Here is a 15,932-nt window from a genome sequence, read left to right as displayed (position 1 = left end):
TGGCGACATCGTCTCCCCCCGGCCCTGGAAGTGGTGGCACATGAACGCCCCTGCAAGCAGTGCGACTACGCGCAGTTCACTCCCGAGAGTGGTGGCTGCCAGCCTGATCGGCACGACCATCGAGTGGTACGACTACTTCCTGTACGGAACAGCGGCGGCGCTGGTGTTCGGGAAGGTGTTCTTCCCGAACAGTGATCCGCTGACAGGGACGCTGCTGTCGTTCCTGACCTACGCGATCGGGTTCGCGGCGCGGCCGCTCGGGGCGCTGGTGTTCGGGCACTTCGGGGACCGGGTGGGGCGGAAGAAGCTGCTGGTGGTGAGCCTGCTGTTGATGGGTGGGTCGACCACGGCGATCGGGCTGCTGCCGACGTACGACTCGGTCGGGGCGGCGGCACCGGTGCTGTTGACGGCGTTGCGGCTGGTCCAGGGCTTCGCGCTCGGCGGGGAGTGGGGCGGCGCGGTGCTGCTGGTGTCGGAGCACGGGGACCAGCGGCGGCGGGGCTTCTGGGCGTCCTGGCCGCAGGGCGGCGCGCCGGCCGGGAACCTGCTGGCGGCGGGGGTGCTGTCGCTGATGACGGCGGTGCAGTCGGACAGCGCGTTCCTGGCGTGGGGGTGGCGGGTGCCGTTCCTGCTGTCGGCGCTGCTGGTGGGGGTCGGCATGTGGATCCGGCTGGCGGTGGACGAGTCGCCGCTGTTCCGGCAGGCACTGGCGAACCAGCCGAAAGCCGAACAGGCGCCGCTGGTGGGGGTGTTCAGGCACCACTGGCGGGAGGTGCTGGTGGCCATGGGCGCGCGGATGGCGGAGAACATCTCGTACTACGTGATGACGACGTTCGTGCTCGCGTACGCCGTCACCCACGCGCACTTCGACAAGCAGAGCGCACTGAACGCCGTACTGATCGCCTCGGCGGTCCAGTTCGCGCTGATCCCGCTGTTCGGGGCGCTGTCGGACCGGGTCGGGCGCAAGCCGGTGTACCTGGTGGGCGCGGTGGGCGTCGGGGTCTGGGCGTTCGTGTTCTTCGGGATGGTGGACACCAGGTCGTTCGGGGCGCTGGTCCTCGCGGTGACGGTCGGATTGGTGTTCCACAGTGCGATGTACGCACCGCAGGCGGCCTTCTTCTCCGAGCTGTTCGCGACCCGGCTGCGGTACTCGGGCGCCTCCATCGGCGCCCAGTTCGCCTCGGTGGCGGCCGGGGCGCCCGCCCCGCTGATCGCCACCGCGCTGCTCAAGGACTACGGCAGCGCCACCCCCATCTCGGTGTACGTGGCCGCCGCCGCCGCGATCACCGTGCTGGCGGTGCTGTGCGGGCGGGAGACCAGGGGGCGGGACCTCACCCTGGTCGAGGAGCGGCCGGCGGACGGCGCCACGGTCGGAAAGCCCGCCGTGACCGGAGAGTTGAGCCGGTAGCATCGCCACCTCCCGCACCCGTCGGACCGACGCCGATTGGCGGCACGCACCATGAACCACCCCGACGAGAGCGCCGCGCCCGCGCTGCGGCGGCTGCTCGACCTGCTCGCCTCGGGCGCCGCCACCGAGGACTTCGCCGACGTGCTGGCCGACGCCCGCCACCGCGGCGCGCCGGCCGCCGTCCTCGCCGAGCTCGACGACGCCACCTGGCAGGCCCTGCGGGTGCACCGCACCCTGCGCCAACACCGGCGCCGAGAAGCCGAGTTGACCGCTCTCTTCGACACCGCCGGCGACCTCGCCGCCTCCCGGGACCTGGACACCGTGCTCCAGGCGATCGTCCGCCGGGCCCGGATGCTGCTCGGCACCGACACCGCGTACCTGACCCTGCCCGACGAGGCCGCCGGTGACACCTACATGCGGGTCACCGACGGCTCGGTCTCCGTGCTGTTCCAGACCCTGCGCCTCGGCCTCGGCGACGGCCTGGGCGGCCTGGTCGCGCAGACCGCCCGCCCGTACGCCACCCCCGACTACCGCGCCGACGGACGGTTCCACCACACCGGCACGATCGACGCGGGCGTGCTGGACGAAGGCCTGGTGGCGATCATCGGGGTGCCGCTGCTGCTCGGCGGACAGGTCATCGGGGTGCTGTTCGCCGCCGACCGCTCGCCGCGCGCCTTCTCCCCCGACGAGGTCGCGCTCCTCTGCACACTGGCCGCACACGCCGCGATCGCCCTCGACACCGCCAAGTCGCTGGCCGACACCCGGGCCGCGCTCGCCGAACTGAACGCGGCCAACGAACTGGTCCGGGCCCACTCGGCCGCCGTCCAACGCGCCGAGCAGGCGCACGACCGGCTCACCGACCTGGTCCTGCGCGGCGCCGAGGTGCCGGACGTCGCCGCCGCCGTGGCCGCGCTGCTGGGCGGCGAGATAGCGGTCCTGGACGCCGAGGGCGAACCGCTCGCCGGACGGTCCGCACCCGCCGCCGAGCTGGCCGCAGCCGTCGCCGCCTCCCGCGCCGAGGGCCGGTCCGTACGGCACGGCGAGCTGTGGGTCTGTGCGGTGCTGGCCGGGCACGACGCGCTCGGCACCATGGTGCTGCGCGGGCGGCCCGGCCTCGACGACGCCGACCGCCGGCTGTTCGAGCGCGCCAGCGTGGTCACCGCGCTGCTCCTGCTGCTGCGCCGCTCGGTGGCCGAGACCGAGAACAGGATCCGCGGCGAACTGCTCACCGACCTGCTGACCGCCCCCGAGCGCGATCCCGCCGGGCTCACCGCGCGCGGCCGGCGGCTCGGCGTCGACCTCGCCCGGCCCCACCTGGTGCTGGTCGCGGAGCCGGCCGACCGGGCCGACGAGGTCGCCTCCGGCAGCGGCACCAGTACTGGCACTGGCAGCGGCACCGACCGGGGACGGCTGGCGGGCGCGGCCCGGCGGCACCTGTTCGGCTCCCGGGGCGTCAGCGCCGAGCACGGCGAGGCGGTGGTGCTCCTCGTACCGGACGCCCAGGATCCCGAGGAGACCGCCCGGCAGGCCGCCGAACGGCTGGCCCGGTTGGCCGGCTTCCCCGTCACCGTCGGTGCCGGCCGCCCCGCCGCCGGTCCGCCCGCGCTGGCCGCCTCGTACGCCGAGGGCCTGCGCTGCGTCCGCGCCCTGCGGGTGCTCGGCCGCGCCGGAGAGGGTGCCTCGGCCCGCACGCTCGGCTTCCTCGGCGTGCTGCTCGGCGACGGCCACGACGTGGACGGCTTCGTCGGCGCGGCGCTCGGCCCGCTGCTGGCGTACGACGCCCGGCGCGGCACCGAGCTGGTCCGCACCCTGCGCACCTACTTCGACTGCGGCGGCAGCCTCACCCGGGCCAAGGACGAACTGCACGTCCACGTGAACACGGTCGTCCAACGGCTGGACCGGGTGCAGGCCCTGCTCGGGCCCGACTGGAACCACCCCGAACGGTCACTGGAACTCCAGCTCGCGCTGCGGCTGCAGCTGCTCGCGGGCGGCTGACACTCCGATTCGGCCGGGGCGTACAGTGGCGAGGTTGGTCTCGAACGCCCGGCAAGGAGCGCGAAACGGTGAGCGAGAACGTGCGGTTCGTCCACATGGGCATAGGCGAGCGCCAGGTCCCGTACCAGGAGGCCTGGGAGGAACAGCAGCGGCTGCACGCGCTGCGCGTCGCGGACGAGATCCCCGACACCGTCCTGCTGCTGGAGCACCAGTCCGTGTACACCATGGGCAAGCGCACCAACCCCGCCGACCTGCCGCTGGACGGCACCCCGGTGGTCGAGGTCAACCGGGGCGGCGAGATCACCTGGCACGGCCCCGGCCAGCTGGTCGGCTACCCGATCGTGAAACTGCCCGACCCGATCGATGTCATCGCCTACGTCCGCCGGCTGGAGGAGGCGCTGATCCGCACCGCCGCCGGATTCGGCATCGGGACCGCCCGGGTCGAGGGACGCAGCGGGGTCTGGGTGCTCGGCGAGTCCATCCCGGACGCCGTGGTCGACCCGGCCCAGGTGGTGGACATCGGCAGGCTGACCCTGCGGATGGGCCTGCCCCTCGGCATCGACCCGCGACTGGCCGGGCCCGATTACGCACCCTCCAACGCCGGGCAGCGCGGCGACGACCGCAAGCTCGCCGCGATCGGCGTGCGGGTCGCCCGCGGGGTCACCATGCACGGCTTCGCGCTCAACTGCGACCCCGACATGACCTGGTTCGACAAGATCGTGCCGTGCGGCATCCGGGACGCGGGCGTGGCCTCGCTCACCGGCGAGCTGAAGCGCGAGCTCTCCGTCGCCGAGGCGGCGCCGGCCGTCGAGCGGCACCTTGCGGAGGTCCTCGCCGAGCTGCCCGAACCGGCGCTCTCCCGCTGACCCGGGCCGGCGCTCCCCCGCTGACCCGAGCCGGCGCTCTCCCGCTGACCCGGGCAGACCACCGACCGCTGACCAGGCGCTGCGTTCCAGCGGGCGCCCGCCGGAGCAGGAAGCCCCGGAACGCTGGGAATCTACCGACCAGTAGCCGTGTTGCCCTGCGATTGCAGGGCGGCAGGCCCCGCGAAGGCCGTACAACCACAGGCGTACCCTGGGGGTACCCCGTCTAGTTCTAGGAGTCGCACGTGTCCGCTGTCGCGCCCGACGGCAGGAAGCTGCTCCGCCTGGAGGTCCGCAACAGCGAGACCCCCATCGAGCGGAAGCCCGAGTGGATCAAGACCCGCGCGAAGATGGGCCCGGAGTACAACGCCCTCCACTCGCTGGTGAAGAAGGAGGGGCTGCACACCGTCTGCCAGGAGGCCGGCTGCCCCAACATCTTCGAGTGCTGGGAGGACCGCGAGGCGACCTTCCTCATCGGCGGTGACCAGTGCACCCGCCGCTGCGACTTCTGCCAGATCGACACCGGAAAGCCCGCCGAGTTCGACCGCGACGAGCCGCGCCGGGTCGCCGAGTCCATCGTCACGATGGACCTCAACTACGCCACCATCACCGGCGTCGCCCGCGACGACCTGGAGGACGGCGGCGCCTGGCTGTACGCCGAGACCGTCCGCCAGGTGCACGCGATGACCGCCGACCGCGCGGCCGGCCGAACCGGCGTCGAACTGCTCATCCCCGACTTCAACGCGGTGCCCGAGCAGCTGGCCGAGGTCTTCTCCTCCCGCCCCGAGGTGCTCGCGCACAACGTCGAGACGGTGCCCCGGATCTTCAAGCGGATCCGCCCGGCCTTCCGCTACGAGCGCTCGCTGGACGTCATCACCCAGGCCCGCGCGGCCGGCCTGGTGACCAAGTCCAACCTGATCCTCGGCATGGGCGAGACCCGCGAGGAGGTCAGCCAGGCGCTCGCCGACCTGGTCGGCGCCGGCTGCGAGCTCATCACCATCACCCAGTACCTGCGCCCCTCGCTGCGCCACCACCCGGTCGAGCGCTGGGTGAAGCCGCACGAGTTCGTCGAACTCCAGCAGGAGGCCGAGGAGCTGGGCTTCGCCGGCGTCATGTCGGGCCCGCTGGTGCGCTCCTCGTACCGGGCCGGCCGGCTGTACCGGCAGGCGCTGGAGCGGCGCGAGCAGGCCGCGGTCTGACGGTCCCCGGCCCCGGGGCCGACCAGCGGATTCGACCCATCGGATTCGAGCCCGATGGATTCGAGCCCGATGGGTTCGAGGCCGATGGGTTCGAGCCACCGTTGAGCCATTGGAAGGGCGGAGCTGCGGCTCCGCCCTTCCAGGTTTCACCACGCTTTGACTGCCTGGTCATGGGCTGGTAACACGGGGTGGTGACGATGGACGCTCGGCGAGCGTTCGATTCTTCTCGGCCACGGACGTTCCGGTCGGCCCCGTTCCTCGTCGGCTGCGTTCCACTCGCCACGTTCTGCTCGACCACGTTCTACTCAGCCATGTTGTTCCAGCCATGTTCTTCCCAGCCCCGAGGGGAGCTGTTCGGCATGCAGATGCGGATCCGGTCGGTAGGGGTGGCGCTGCGGTTCGCCGAGAGCGTCCTGCTGGCGCCCGGCCAGCGGCACGCGCGCCGCAACGCCTGGACGGCGGTGTGCGAGGACCGCCGGCACGCGGCGGACCGCCGGCACGACGCACTGGCCACGGGGCCGGCGGTCAAGTCCGTCCACCGGTGAGAACGGTCGCTCTGCGCGACGGCGTACGGGCAGACGAGTCACAGTTCGGGCGAACGGGTACCCGGGCTTGGATATCCCGTACCCGTGCCACGTACCATGAGCGTTATGGCGAGGGAAACATCCGAGAACCCCGGGCGACTGAAGCAGATCCGTCTGGCGTACACCATGACCAAGAAGGTCGACACCAAGATCGGCCTGATCATCGCCGGCGTCGGCCTGCTGACCTTCGGCGTGTTCCTCGCCATCGGCTTCGCGATCGAGCATCCCGTCTACCTGGGCATCCTGGGCTTCATCGTGGCCGTCCTGGCCATGGCGATCGTCTTCGGGCGCCGGGCCGAGCGCGCCGCGTTCGGACAGATGGAGGGACAGCCCGGAGCGGTGGCCGCGGTGCTGAACAACATCCGGCGCGGGTGGAGCTCCAACACCACGCCGGTGGCGGTCACCCGTAACCAGGACGCGGTCTACCGCGCGGTGGGCCGGGCCGGCATCGCACTGATCGGCGAGGGCAACCCGAACCGGGTGCGCCAGCTGCTGGCCTCCGAGAAGAAGAAGATGGCCCGGGTGGTCGGCGACGTGCCGGTGCACGACATCGTGGTGGGCGACGGCGAGGGCGAGGTCCCGCTGAAGAAGCTGCAGATCCACCTCATGCGCCTGCCCCGCGCCATCACCGCCGCCCAGGTCACCGAGACCAACGACCGCCTGCGCGCGCTGGGCGACCTGCTCTCCAAGGCGCCGATCCCCAAGGGCCCGATGCCGAAGGGCGCCCGGATGCCCAGGGGCGGCCAGGTCCGCTGACCCTCCCTCCCCTGACGACACGAGAACGGCCCCGCTGCGGAAGCTCCGCGGCGGGGCCGTTCCGACGTCGGGTGGGGAGTTGAGTGGCGTCGGGTGGGGAGTTGAGCGGGGAGGGCTAGATCCGCACCTCGACGGTGCCGACCGCCTTGTCGTGCAGACCACGGGTGTCGCGGTCCCAGACCAGCGGGGGCACCACCAGGCAGAGCAGCAGGGTGCGCAGCAGGACCTGCGGGATGGTCGCGCGGCCCCCGTCCAGGCGGACCACCCGGAGGCCGAACAGCCGCTTGCCGACCGTCGTACCGGTCGTGGCGAGCAGCAGGGCCGCGACGAGGAAGAACAGCGGGCTGGTCCACAGGTTGGCCTCGGCCTGGTCGCCGCGGGCGAGCAGACCGTAGGAGATCAGCGCGACCAGCCAGCCGTCCACGAACAGGGCGCCGATCCGGCGACCGGGGCCGGCGATCGAGCCGGGGCCCTCCTTGGGCAGGCCGAGGCGTTCGCCGCGGTAGCCGAAGTCGGCGCCCATCTTCTCGGCGGCCGCCCTGGGGCCGTCGATCCACGATCCCAACGCTTCTCTGGTGTCCACGAATCCACACTAACCGGGCTGACGGCCTGCGCGGTCACCGGCTCCCCTCCGGGCGGGGCGCGGTCCCCGACCGGGTGATTCGCGGCGGCGGGCCTTACCCGACGACTTCCCCAGTGGTCCAGACCACTTGCGGACGGCCGCCCAGGTCGGCGAGGTGATTTGCCCCGTCCCGTGCATCTTTGCCGCCCGGACGGGGGGCGCGGTTAACATCGAGGAAACGAGCGGGTCACCGGCTGGAAACGACCCATTCCTAGGGTGAGCCCCATTCGCACCGAGGAGGATGGATGTTCAACAACGCCGCCGAAGTGAAGCAGTTCATTCACGACAACGACGTGAAGTTCGTCGATGTCCGGTTCTGCGACCTGCCGGGCGTCATGCAGCACTTCTCCGTACCTGCGGCGACCTTCGATCCGGCCGAGATCCTGATGTTCGACGGCTCGTCGATCCGCGGCTTCCAGGCCATCCACGAGTCCGACATGGCCCTCGTCCCGGACCTCGCCACCGCACGCCTCGACCCCTTCCGGGCCGAGAAGCACCTCAACATCAACTTCTTCATCCAGGACCCGGTCACCGGCGAGGCGTACAGCCGCGACCCGCGCAACGTCGCCAAGAAGGCCGAGGCCTACCTCGCCTCCTCCGGCATCGCCGACACCGCGTACTTCGGGCCCGAGGCCGAGTTCTACGTCTTCGACTCGGTCCGCTTCGACACCAGCGCCAACGCGTCCTTCTACCACATCGACTCGGAGGCCGGCGCCTGGAACAGCGGCGCCGCCGAGGGCGACGCGCGCGGCTACAAGGTCAAGTACAAGGGCGGGTACTTCCCCGTTCCGCCCGTCGACCACTTCGCCGACCTGCGCGCCGAGATGTCGCTGGAACTCGCCGCGGCCGGGCTGGAGGTCGAACGCCAGCACCACGAGGTCGGCACGGCCGGCCAGGCGGAGATCAACTACAAGTTCAACACCCTGCTGCACGCCGCCGACGACCTGATGCTGTTCAAGTACATCATCAAGAACGTCGCCTGGCGGAACGGCAAGACCGCCACCTTCATGCCGAAGCCGATCTTCGGCGACAACGGTTCGGGCATGCACGTCCACCAGTCGCTGTGGACCGAGGGATCGCCGCTCTTCTACGACGAGCAGGGCTACGCCGGGCTCTCCGACACCGCCCGCTACTACATCGGCGGCCTGCTGCGGCACGCCCCCTCCCTGCTGGCGTTCACCAACCCGTCGGTGAACTCCTACCACCGCCTGGTCCCGGGCTTCGAGGCGCCGGTCAACCTCGTCTACTCGCAGCGCAACCGCTCGGCCGCGATCCGCATCCCGATCACCGGCTCCAACGCCAAGGCCAAGCGCATCGAGTTCCGTGCACCCGACCCGTCCTCCAACCCGTACCTGGCCTTCTCCGCCATGCTGATGGCCGGCCTCGACGGCATCCGCAACAAGATCGAGCCGCTGGAGCCGGTCGACAAGGACCTCTACGAGCTCGCCCCCGAGGAGCACGCCAACGTCCCGCAGGTCCCCTCCTCCCTCCCGGCCGTCCTGGAGGCCCTGGAAGCCGACCACGAGTACCTCCTCGCGGGCAACGTCTTCACCCCGGACCTGATCGAGACCTGGATCGACTTCAAGCGCACCAACGAGATCGCCCCGATCGCCCTCCGCCCCCACCCGCACGAGTTCGAGCTGTACTACGACCTGTAGAGGGCCCGCCCGCCGGCCTGCGGGAACGCACAATGGCGGCTCGGCGATTCCAACAATCGTCGCCGCCCTACGGTTGTTCGGCGAATGAGTCGCGTCACCATCGGAGGCCGCCACCCCCTTTGCGGGGTGGCGGCCTCCGTTTTGGCGGGCGGACGGACCCTCGGACGTGCAAGCCGGCTTCAGGCCGTTCGAGAGGAGGAAGTAGGTCTGCCGCGTGCTGCAGTGACTTGGCCGTCGAAGACGTCTCCGACGCCTGGCTTTTCGAAACTTTCGAGCACTCGGGGAGCGCGCTCCACCGTAGGTTTCGGGCTTGGGGCGTGAGGTGGCAGTGGGGAAATCGAGCGAAGTAGCGGTCTGACTCTCGGGATTGCGCCGACCGGGGAGCGTCATGGCATGTGCAGAAGTGGCGATAGTTTCGGTGTTTCTGTCGAAAGCGTTGACAGCTTGTCGGGCTCAGGCCAACACTGTCGCCGTCGACAAGTCCGAACGGCCTTGGATCCGGGCCGTGTTCGCCAACCGGTGTCGGTTGCAGGGATGTTGATGAGCCGGCGGTTCCGTGTGCCGCTGTGCGGCGCCGTCCGGCCGCCCCATCCCTTTGCGGTCATCGGTGGTGCAGGGCTGGCTCCACCCCCACCCCACCCATCGGCAGGATGGATCACCTCGTGAATTCTCCCCACCCCAAGAACCGTGAGAGCAGCCGACTCTGGCGGCTCGTCAGGCGTGCGCGTGTTCTCGCGCTGGCCCTCGTAGCGGTCCTGGTCCTGCCCGGCACCGCCGAGGCCTCGACCATCACCACGAACCAGACCGGCACCGACGGCGGGCACTTCTACTCGTTCTGGACCGAGGGCACCGGTGCGGCCTCGATGTCCCTGAACGGCGGCGGCAACTACAGCACCTCGTGGACCAACGCCGGCAACTTCGTCGCCGGCAAGGGCTGGAGCACCGGCTCACGCAACCCGGTGACGTACTCGGGCACGTGGAGCACCAACGGCAACGCCTACCTGTCGCTCTACGGCTGGAGCACCAAGCCGCTCGTCGAGTACTACGTCGTGGAGAACTACGGCTCATACAAGCCCACCGGTGCGTACAAGGGCACGGTCACCAGTGACGGCAGCACGTACGACATCTACGAGACGACGCGTGTCAACGCCCCGTCCATCGAGGGCATCAAGACGTTCAACCAGTACTGGAGCGTCCGCCAGGCCAAGCGGACCGGCGGAACCATCACCGTCGGGAACCACTTCGACGCGTGGGCCAGGAACGGGATGCCCCTCGGCGCCATGAACTACGAGGTCCTGGCCACCGAGGGCTACCACAGCAGCGGCAGCTCCAACATCACGCTGGGCTCCTCCACGGGCGGGGGCACCGGCGGGGGCACCGGCGGCGGCTGTACCGCGACGCTCTCCGCCGGGGCGTCGTGGAGCGACCGCTACAACCTGAACGTCGCGGTCACCGGCTCCGACGCCTGGAAGGTGACCGTGCAGGTCCCCTCTCCGGAGAGGGTCAGCTCGACCTGGAACACCAACGCGTCCTACTCCGACGCCCAGACCCTCGTCGCCACCCCCAACGGCGCGGGCAACAACTGGGGTCTGACCGTCATGAAGAACGGCAGCACCAGCTGGCCGACGGTCTCCTGCAGCACCGGCTGACGGTCCGTCGACGCGCAAGGTCTTGACACCGCGCACTGCCTGTTGAAGATGGCACCTGCACATGTCAGGCAGGCGATGCTCGTGGCAAATTGTTAGCGCTAACGGACGGGGCTCGCAGCCGGGCCGATTCCTCATCGGCCGGGCCCCACCGGTGCGCAGGCTCCCCCACCCAAGGAGAACGATCCGTCATGCCAAAGCTCATCGAGCAGTCCCGTCTCCGCACGATCCTGACAGCGGCCGCCTGCCTGGTCGTCAGCTCGGTCGCCGTCGTCACCGCGAACCCCGCGGCTCATGCCGCCGGGGCGACCACGCTGGGTGCGGCGGCGGCGGGCAGCGGGCGCTACTTCGGCACCGCAGTGGCCTCGGGCAGGCTCGGCGACTCGACGTACGCCACCATTCTCGACCGGGAGTTCACCATGATCACCCCGGAGAACGAGATGAAGTGGGACACCGTCGAACCGTCCCGCGGCAATTTCAACTTCGGCCCCGGCGACTCGATCGTCAACCATGCCATCGCACACGGCCAGCGCATGCGCGGCCACACCACCGTCTGGCACTCCCAACTGCCCTCCTGGGTCAGCTCCATCGGCGACGCGAACACGCTGCGCAGCGTGATGAACAACCACATCACCACCGAGATGACCCACTACAAGGGCAAGATCTACGCGTGGGACGTGGTCAACGAGGCGTTCGCCGACGGCGGCAGCGGCCAGCACCGCAGCTCGGTGTTCCAGGACGTGCTGGGCAACGGCTTCATCGAGGAGGCGTTCCGCACCGCCCGCAGCGCCGACCCCGCGGCCAAGCTCTGCTACAACGACTACAGCATCGAGAACTGGTCCGACGCCAAGACCCAGGGCGTGTTCAGCATGGTCAAGGACTTCAAGTCCCGCGGCGTGCCCATCGACTGCGTCGGGTTCCAGAGCCACTTCGGCGCCGGCGGCCCGCCGAGCAGCTTCCAGACCACCCTGGCCAACTTCGCCGCACTCGGCGTCGACGTCCAGATCACCGAGCTCGACATCGCCCAGGCCTCCGCCACCGCGTACGCCAACACCGTCAAGGCCTGCCTCAACGTCGCCCGCTGCACGGGCATCACGGCGTGGGGCATCCGAGACAGCGACTCCTGGCGCAGCAGCGAGAGCCCGCTGCTGTTCGACAGCGGCGGCAACAGGAAGCCCGCCTACGGCGCGGTACTCACCGCCCTGGGCGGCGGCAGCGGCGGCGCGCCGGGCGGGGGCATCGCCTCCGGCACCGTCTACACGCTCTCCGGCGGGGCCGCCGGGCGAGTGCTCGACGAGCCCGCCGGGCAGAACGGCAACGGCACCCCGCTGCAGGTGTGGGATCCGAGCGGCGCCGCCAACCAGCAGTGGCGAGCCGACCGCAACAGCGACGGCTCCTACACGCTGACCAACGTCGCCAGCGGCCGGGTCCTGGACGAGCCGGGCGACCAGGTGGCCAACGGGACGCGCATGGAGGTCTGGGACTCCAACGGCGGCGCCAACCAGCACTGGCGGGCCGGCCAGAACAGCGACGGCTCCTACACGCTGACCAACGTCGCCAGCGGCCGGGCGCTGGAGACCCCCGCCGGCCAGGACGCCAACGGCGCTCCCGTCCGGATCTGGGACGCCACCGGCGGCGCCAACCAGCACTGGACCTTCAGGTGAGCTGAGCCGCCGACGAGGGGCTCGCGCCTCCGCGAGCCCCCATGCTCCAGCCCCCGGTGCTCCCAGCCCCCGGTGCTCCAGAAGCGGGTACGCAACGCCAGCACTCGCCGGCCGATTGATGACTCTTGGCGCGCACAGTCACGGCGGCGCTCGAATGTTAGCGATAACAGAGCCGCCTGACGGTGCCGTCCGTTCCCCAAGGAGGTCCCATGCGTAGACGAAATCCCAGCCGCAGGCAGCTGTCCGTGGTGCTCACCGCCGTGCTCGCGACCGTGTCGGCGTTGGCCGCGTTGCTCGTCGCCGGCCCGGCCCAGGCGGCCACCAGCGGCGCCTTGCGCGGTGCCGGTTCCGGCCGGTGCCTCGAGGTGCCGAACGCCAGCCAGGCCGATGGCGCGGCCCTGCAGATCCACGACTGCTCGGGCGGCACCAACCAGCAGTGGACGGTGTCGTCCGGCAACCAGCTGACCGTCTACGGCAACAAGTGCCTGGACGTGCCGGGCCACGCCACCACGGCGGGCACCCCGGTGCAGATCTGGACCTGCAGCGGCGCGGCGAACCAGCAGTGGCGGGTGAACCCCGACGGCACCGTCGTCGGCGTGGAGTCCGGGCTGTGCCTGGACGTCGCGGGCGCCGGCACGGCCAACGGCACGGCGGTGCAGATCTGGACGTGCAACGGCGGCAGCAACCAGACGTGGGCCGGCCTGACCGCGCCGACGGGCGGCGCGTGCGCCCTTCCGTCGACGTACCACTGGTCGTCGACGGGCGTGTTGGCGCAGCCGGCGAACGGGTGGGGTGCGGTGAAGGACTTCACCGACGTCGTGTACAACGGCAAGCACCTGGTCTACGCCTCGAACGTGTCGGGTTCGTCGTACGGCTCGATGATGTTCAGCCCGTTCACGAACTGGTCCGACATGGCGTCGGCCGGCCAGATCGGGATGAGCCAGTCCACGGTGGCGCCCACGCTGTTCTACTTCGCGCCGAAGAACATCTGGGTGCTGGCGTACCAGTGGGGTGCGTGGCCGTTCATCTACCGCACGTCGAGCGACCCCACCAACCCCAACGGCTGGTCCGCGCCGCAGCCGCTGTTCACCGGCAGCATCCCCAACGCCGCCCCGATCGACCAGACCCTGATCGCCGACGGCCAGAACATGTACCTGTTCTTCGCCGGTGACAACGGCAGCATCTACCGGGCGAGCATGCCGATCGGGAACTTCCCCGGCAACTTCGGCTCCTCGTACACGACGGTCATGAGCGACACGGTGAAGAACCTGTTCGAGGCACCGCAGGTCTACAAGGTCCAGGGCCAGAACCAGTACCTCATGCTCGTCGAGGCGCGCGGCGCGAACGAGCAGCGCTACTTCCGCTCGTTCACCGCCACCAGCCTGAACGGTTCGTGGACCCCGCAGGCCGCCACCGAGAGCAACCCCTTCGCGGGCAAGGCCAACAGCGGCGCCACCTGGACCAACGACATCAGCCACGGCGACCTCGTCCGCAACAACCCCGACCAGACCATGACCATCGACCCCTGCAACCTGCAGCTCCTCTACCAGGGCAAGTCCCCCAGCGCCACCGGCCCCTACGACCAGCTGCCCTGGCGCCCGGGCGTCCTCACCCTGCAGCACTGACCCGCCAGGCCGACCGCCACTCACAGACTCAAGAACTCAAGGAGCCCCAGCCGCGCACCGGCTGGGGCTCCTCCCCATGGGGCCTGCGGTCAGGAGCCCTTGGCGTCCCGGGCCAGCCCACGCTCCTTCAACTGGGCAAGCGAGTCGACGTACTACTTGAGCATCAGGCGGGCGAACTCCACCCGGTCGCGCTCGTCCCAGTCGGGGGTGTGTCCAGCCAACGGCTCTGTCCCGTAATCGATGGTAGCACTGCGTAGTGATCACTGGAGGAGGACGCAGTGGGGGAGCAGGGGGAACCCTGCTCGGCCGTGCATCTGCCTCACGATCCGTTTGGTTCGCGTGTTGACGCCCGGTGCGGCCGTTGTGGAACGGGAGGGTGAGCCCGGCATCGACGGCGGCCCGGTCGAGTTCCAGACCGTTGCTGAAGGAGTGCAGGTGAGGGAGGTCGGCGGAGCGAACTGACGTGATCCAGTCGGAGAGCTTGGCGTCGTTGCCCTCTACCGGCATCAGCAGTTGCGCGAACTCCCGGATCAAGCGGGCTAGTTCGGTCATCTCCGGGCATGCCGCAGTGGGTTCCCGCAGTAGTGAGGTGTCCTTGTCGCGCAGGTTCTCTGGGCGGGTGAGAAGGAGGCGGGCGAAGCGCCGCGGGGTCGTGACGGGTTTGTCGCCGTCGGCGCGGCCATGGGTGATGTAGCGGACCAGGAGGTTGGCGCTGCCGGTGCAGCCGAGCTCCTTGATCTCACGGAGGAGGTGGGTGACGGTGCGGGGTCTTCGGCCCGCCGCCGGCGCAGGTGGTCGCGGTAGGGGTCGAGGAGGGTGGGCTTGTAGCGGGGTGCGCGGCGCTCTGTGGTGGGCTCCTTCATGCGGGCGTACCGCTTGACGGTGTTCAGGGCGACGTCGAGACGGCGGGCGCATTCGAGCAGGCCGTGGACCTGCTGCCAGCGCTCGCGGGTGGTCTGCTCGCGGACGCCTCCGGGCCTGACGGGGTTCACGACGGTGGCCCAGCAGACGGCGTGGGAGCGGACCTCGGCCAAGGCCTTCCCGCACAGGTTGCTCCAGAGGTGCCATCTGTCGCTGACCTGCACCGCTTCGGGAAGGCCTGGCGGATCGCCTCGCCGTAGGAGCCGGAGCCGTCGCGGCAGACGTACTTGATCCCCGGGTGCTCGCGCAGCCACACGACCAGCGTCTGGGTGGTGCGGTCGGGCAGGACGTCGATCCGCTCGCCGGTCTCGGCGTCGATGAGTACGGGTCGCGTAGCGGTGCCGGCGCTTGAGGGCGAAGTCGTCGACGCCGAGCACGCGCGGGACACGCGGTGGCGGCAACGCCTGGCGCATGAGCACCCGCAGGGCGGTCGAGCGAGAGACACGACAGGCCAGGACACGGGAGAGACGGGCGCCCGCCCGGCCCGATAACTCCTTCACCACGGATCCGAGCTGGTCGGCCAGGCGGGTCGTGCGACGCTGGTAACGCTCCACGATGCCGAGAACCTGTTCGCGGAACGTCTGTCGAGAGCAGCCGAGCACCGGGCACACCAGCCGCCGCAGCTCTACCACCGCAGGCTCCAACGCGTCTTCTACACCTCGGCGTTGGTGAGCATCCGCTGTGATCCGAACCCGCGGGCGTTCTACGACCGCAAGCGTGCCGAGGGGAAGAAGCACGTCCAGGCGGTGCTTACCCCCGCCCGCCGACGCGTCAACGTCTGTGGGCCCTCATCCGTGACCGCCGGTGCTACTGAAGTTGAATCCGTGATGTCGCTCGGATGGGTGAAGCAGTAGCGTTCGCCTGCCCGCGGAGGGTCGGCCCCGGTAGTCGTGTGCTGTGAGGTATGCACAGGGCGGCGGTTTGACCGACGCGGAGAGGGCCGCGCGGGAGCGGATCCGGCGGCAGGCCGTGGAACGCTTCGAGAGCGGCG

The 15,932-nt window shown here is 70.2% G+C and carries 10 protein-coding genes and 3 pseudogenes; 11 read left to right on the top strand and 2 right to left on the bottom strand.

The annotated features are described in order from the left end of the window. Window positions 1-40 precede the first annotated feature (40 nt). The 6 genes from AC0B61_RS19745 to AC0B61_RS19720 all read left to right on the top strand — a co-directional run bounded on the left by AC0B61_RS19745 (window position 41) and on the right by AC0B61_RS19720 (window position 6,805). Window positions 41-1,408, top strand: a complete 1,368-nt coding sequence (locus tag AC0B61_RS19745; RefSeq protein ID WP_471741988.1) for an MFS transporter — start codon at window positions 41-43, stop codon at window positions 1,406-1,408. A 51-nt stretch (window positions 1,409-1,459) separates the two neighbouring features. Further along, entirely contained in the window at window positions 1,460-3,403 is a 1,944-nt protein-coding gene (locus tag AC0B61_RS19740; protein ID WP_471741987.1) for a helix-turn-helix domain-containing protein, read from the top strand. Window positions 3,404-3,498: 95 nt separating this feature from the next. Then, a complete protein-coding gene (gene lipB, locus AC0B61_RS19735) occupies window positions 3,499-4,269 on the top strand; it encodes a lipoyl(octanoyl) transferase LipB (protein ID WP_471742184.1) in 771 nt (256 codons plus the stop codon). A gap of 242 nt (window positions 4,270-4,511) precedes the next feature. Next, window positions 4,512-5,465: a lipoyl synthase gene (gene lipA / locus AC0B61_RS19730; protein WP_471741986.1), complete on the top strand. Its 954-nt coding sequence runs from the start codon at window positions 4,512-4,514 to the stop codon at window positions 5,463-5,465. A 359-nt stretch (window positions 5,466-5,824) separates the two neighbouring features. After that, the gene (locus tag AC0B61_RS19725; protein ID WP_471741985.1) at window positions 5,825-6,010 is read left to right on the top strand and encodes a hypothetical protein; all 186 of its coding nucleotides are present in this window, start codon (window positions 5,825-5,827) and stop codon (window positions 6,008-6,010) included. Window positions 6,011-6,106: 96 nt separating this feature from the next. Beyond that, entirely contained in the window at window positions 6,107-6,805 is a 699-nt protein-coding gene (locus tag AC0B61_RS19720; protein WP_471742183.1) for a DUF4191 domain-containing protein, read from the top strand. 115 nt (window positions 6,806-6,920) lie between these two features. On the opposite strand, the gene AC0B61_RS19715 is transcribed toward AC0B61_RS19720, so the two are convergent. After that, window positions 6,921-7,388: an RDD family protein gene (locus tag AC0B61_RS19715; RefSeq protein WP_471741984.1), complete on the bottom strand. Its 468-nt coding sequence runs from the start codon at window positions 7,386-7,388 to the stop codon at window positions 6,921-6,923. A 284-nt stretch (window positions 7,389-7,672) separates the two neighbouring features. Between AC0B61_RS19715 and glnA the strand changes: the two genes are divergently transcribed. The 4 genes and pseudogenes from glnA to AC0B61_RS19695 all read left to right on the top strand — a co-directional run bounded on the left by glnA (window position 7,673) and on the right by AC0B61_RS19695 (window position 14,020). Next, window positions 7,673-9,085, top strand: coding sequence for a type I glutamate--ammonia ligase (gene glnA / locus AC0B61_RS19710; protein WP_471741983.1), 1,413 nt, complete (start codon window positions 7,673-7,675; stop codon window positions 9,083-9,085). Between the two features lie 650 nt (window positions 9,086-9,735). Then, complete coding sequence (locus AC0B61_RS19705) at window positions 9,736-10,734, top strand: glycoside hydrolase family 11 protein (protein WP_471741982.1); 999 nt, start codon at window positions 9,736-9,738, stop codon at window positions 10,732-10,734. Window positions 10,735-10,922: 188 nt separating this feature from the next. Then, a pseudogene (locus AC0B61_RS19700) lies at window positions 10,923-12,392 on the top strand (glycoside hydrolase family 10 protein); the annotation flags it as partial. Between the two features lie 212 nt (window positions 12,393-12,604). Beyond that, window positions 12,605-14,020: a non-reducing end alpha-L-arabinofuranosidase family hydrolase gene (locus AC0B61_RS19695; protein WP_471741981.1), complete on the top strand. Its 1,416-nt coding sequence runs from the start codon at window positions 12,605-12,607 to the stop codon at window positions 14,018-14,020. 260 nt (window positions 14,021-14,280) lie between these two features. On the opposite strand, the pseudogene AC0B61_RS19690 reads toward AC0B61_RS19695, so the two are convergent. Next, window positions 14,281-15,570 (bottom strand): annotated as a pseudogene (locus AC0B61_RS19690) (ISL3 family transposase); the annotation flags it as partial. Between AC0B61_RS19690 and AC0B61_RS19685 the strand changes: the two are divergent. Continuing rightward, window positions 15,559-15,755 (top strand): annotated as a pseudogene (locus tag AC0B61_RS19685) (IS110 family transposase); the annotation flags it as partial. The pseudogenes AC0B61_RS19690 and AC0B61_RS19685 sit on opposite strands and share 12 nt — an antisense overlap. Window positions 15,756-15,932: the final 177 nt, after the last annotated feature.

Source organism: Kitasatospora sp. NPDC023385 (genome assembly GCF_055664045.1).
This window is presented reverse-complemented; position numbering and strand designations above follow the sequence as displayed.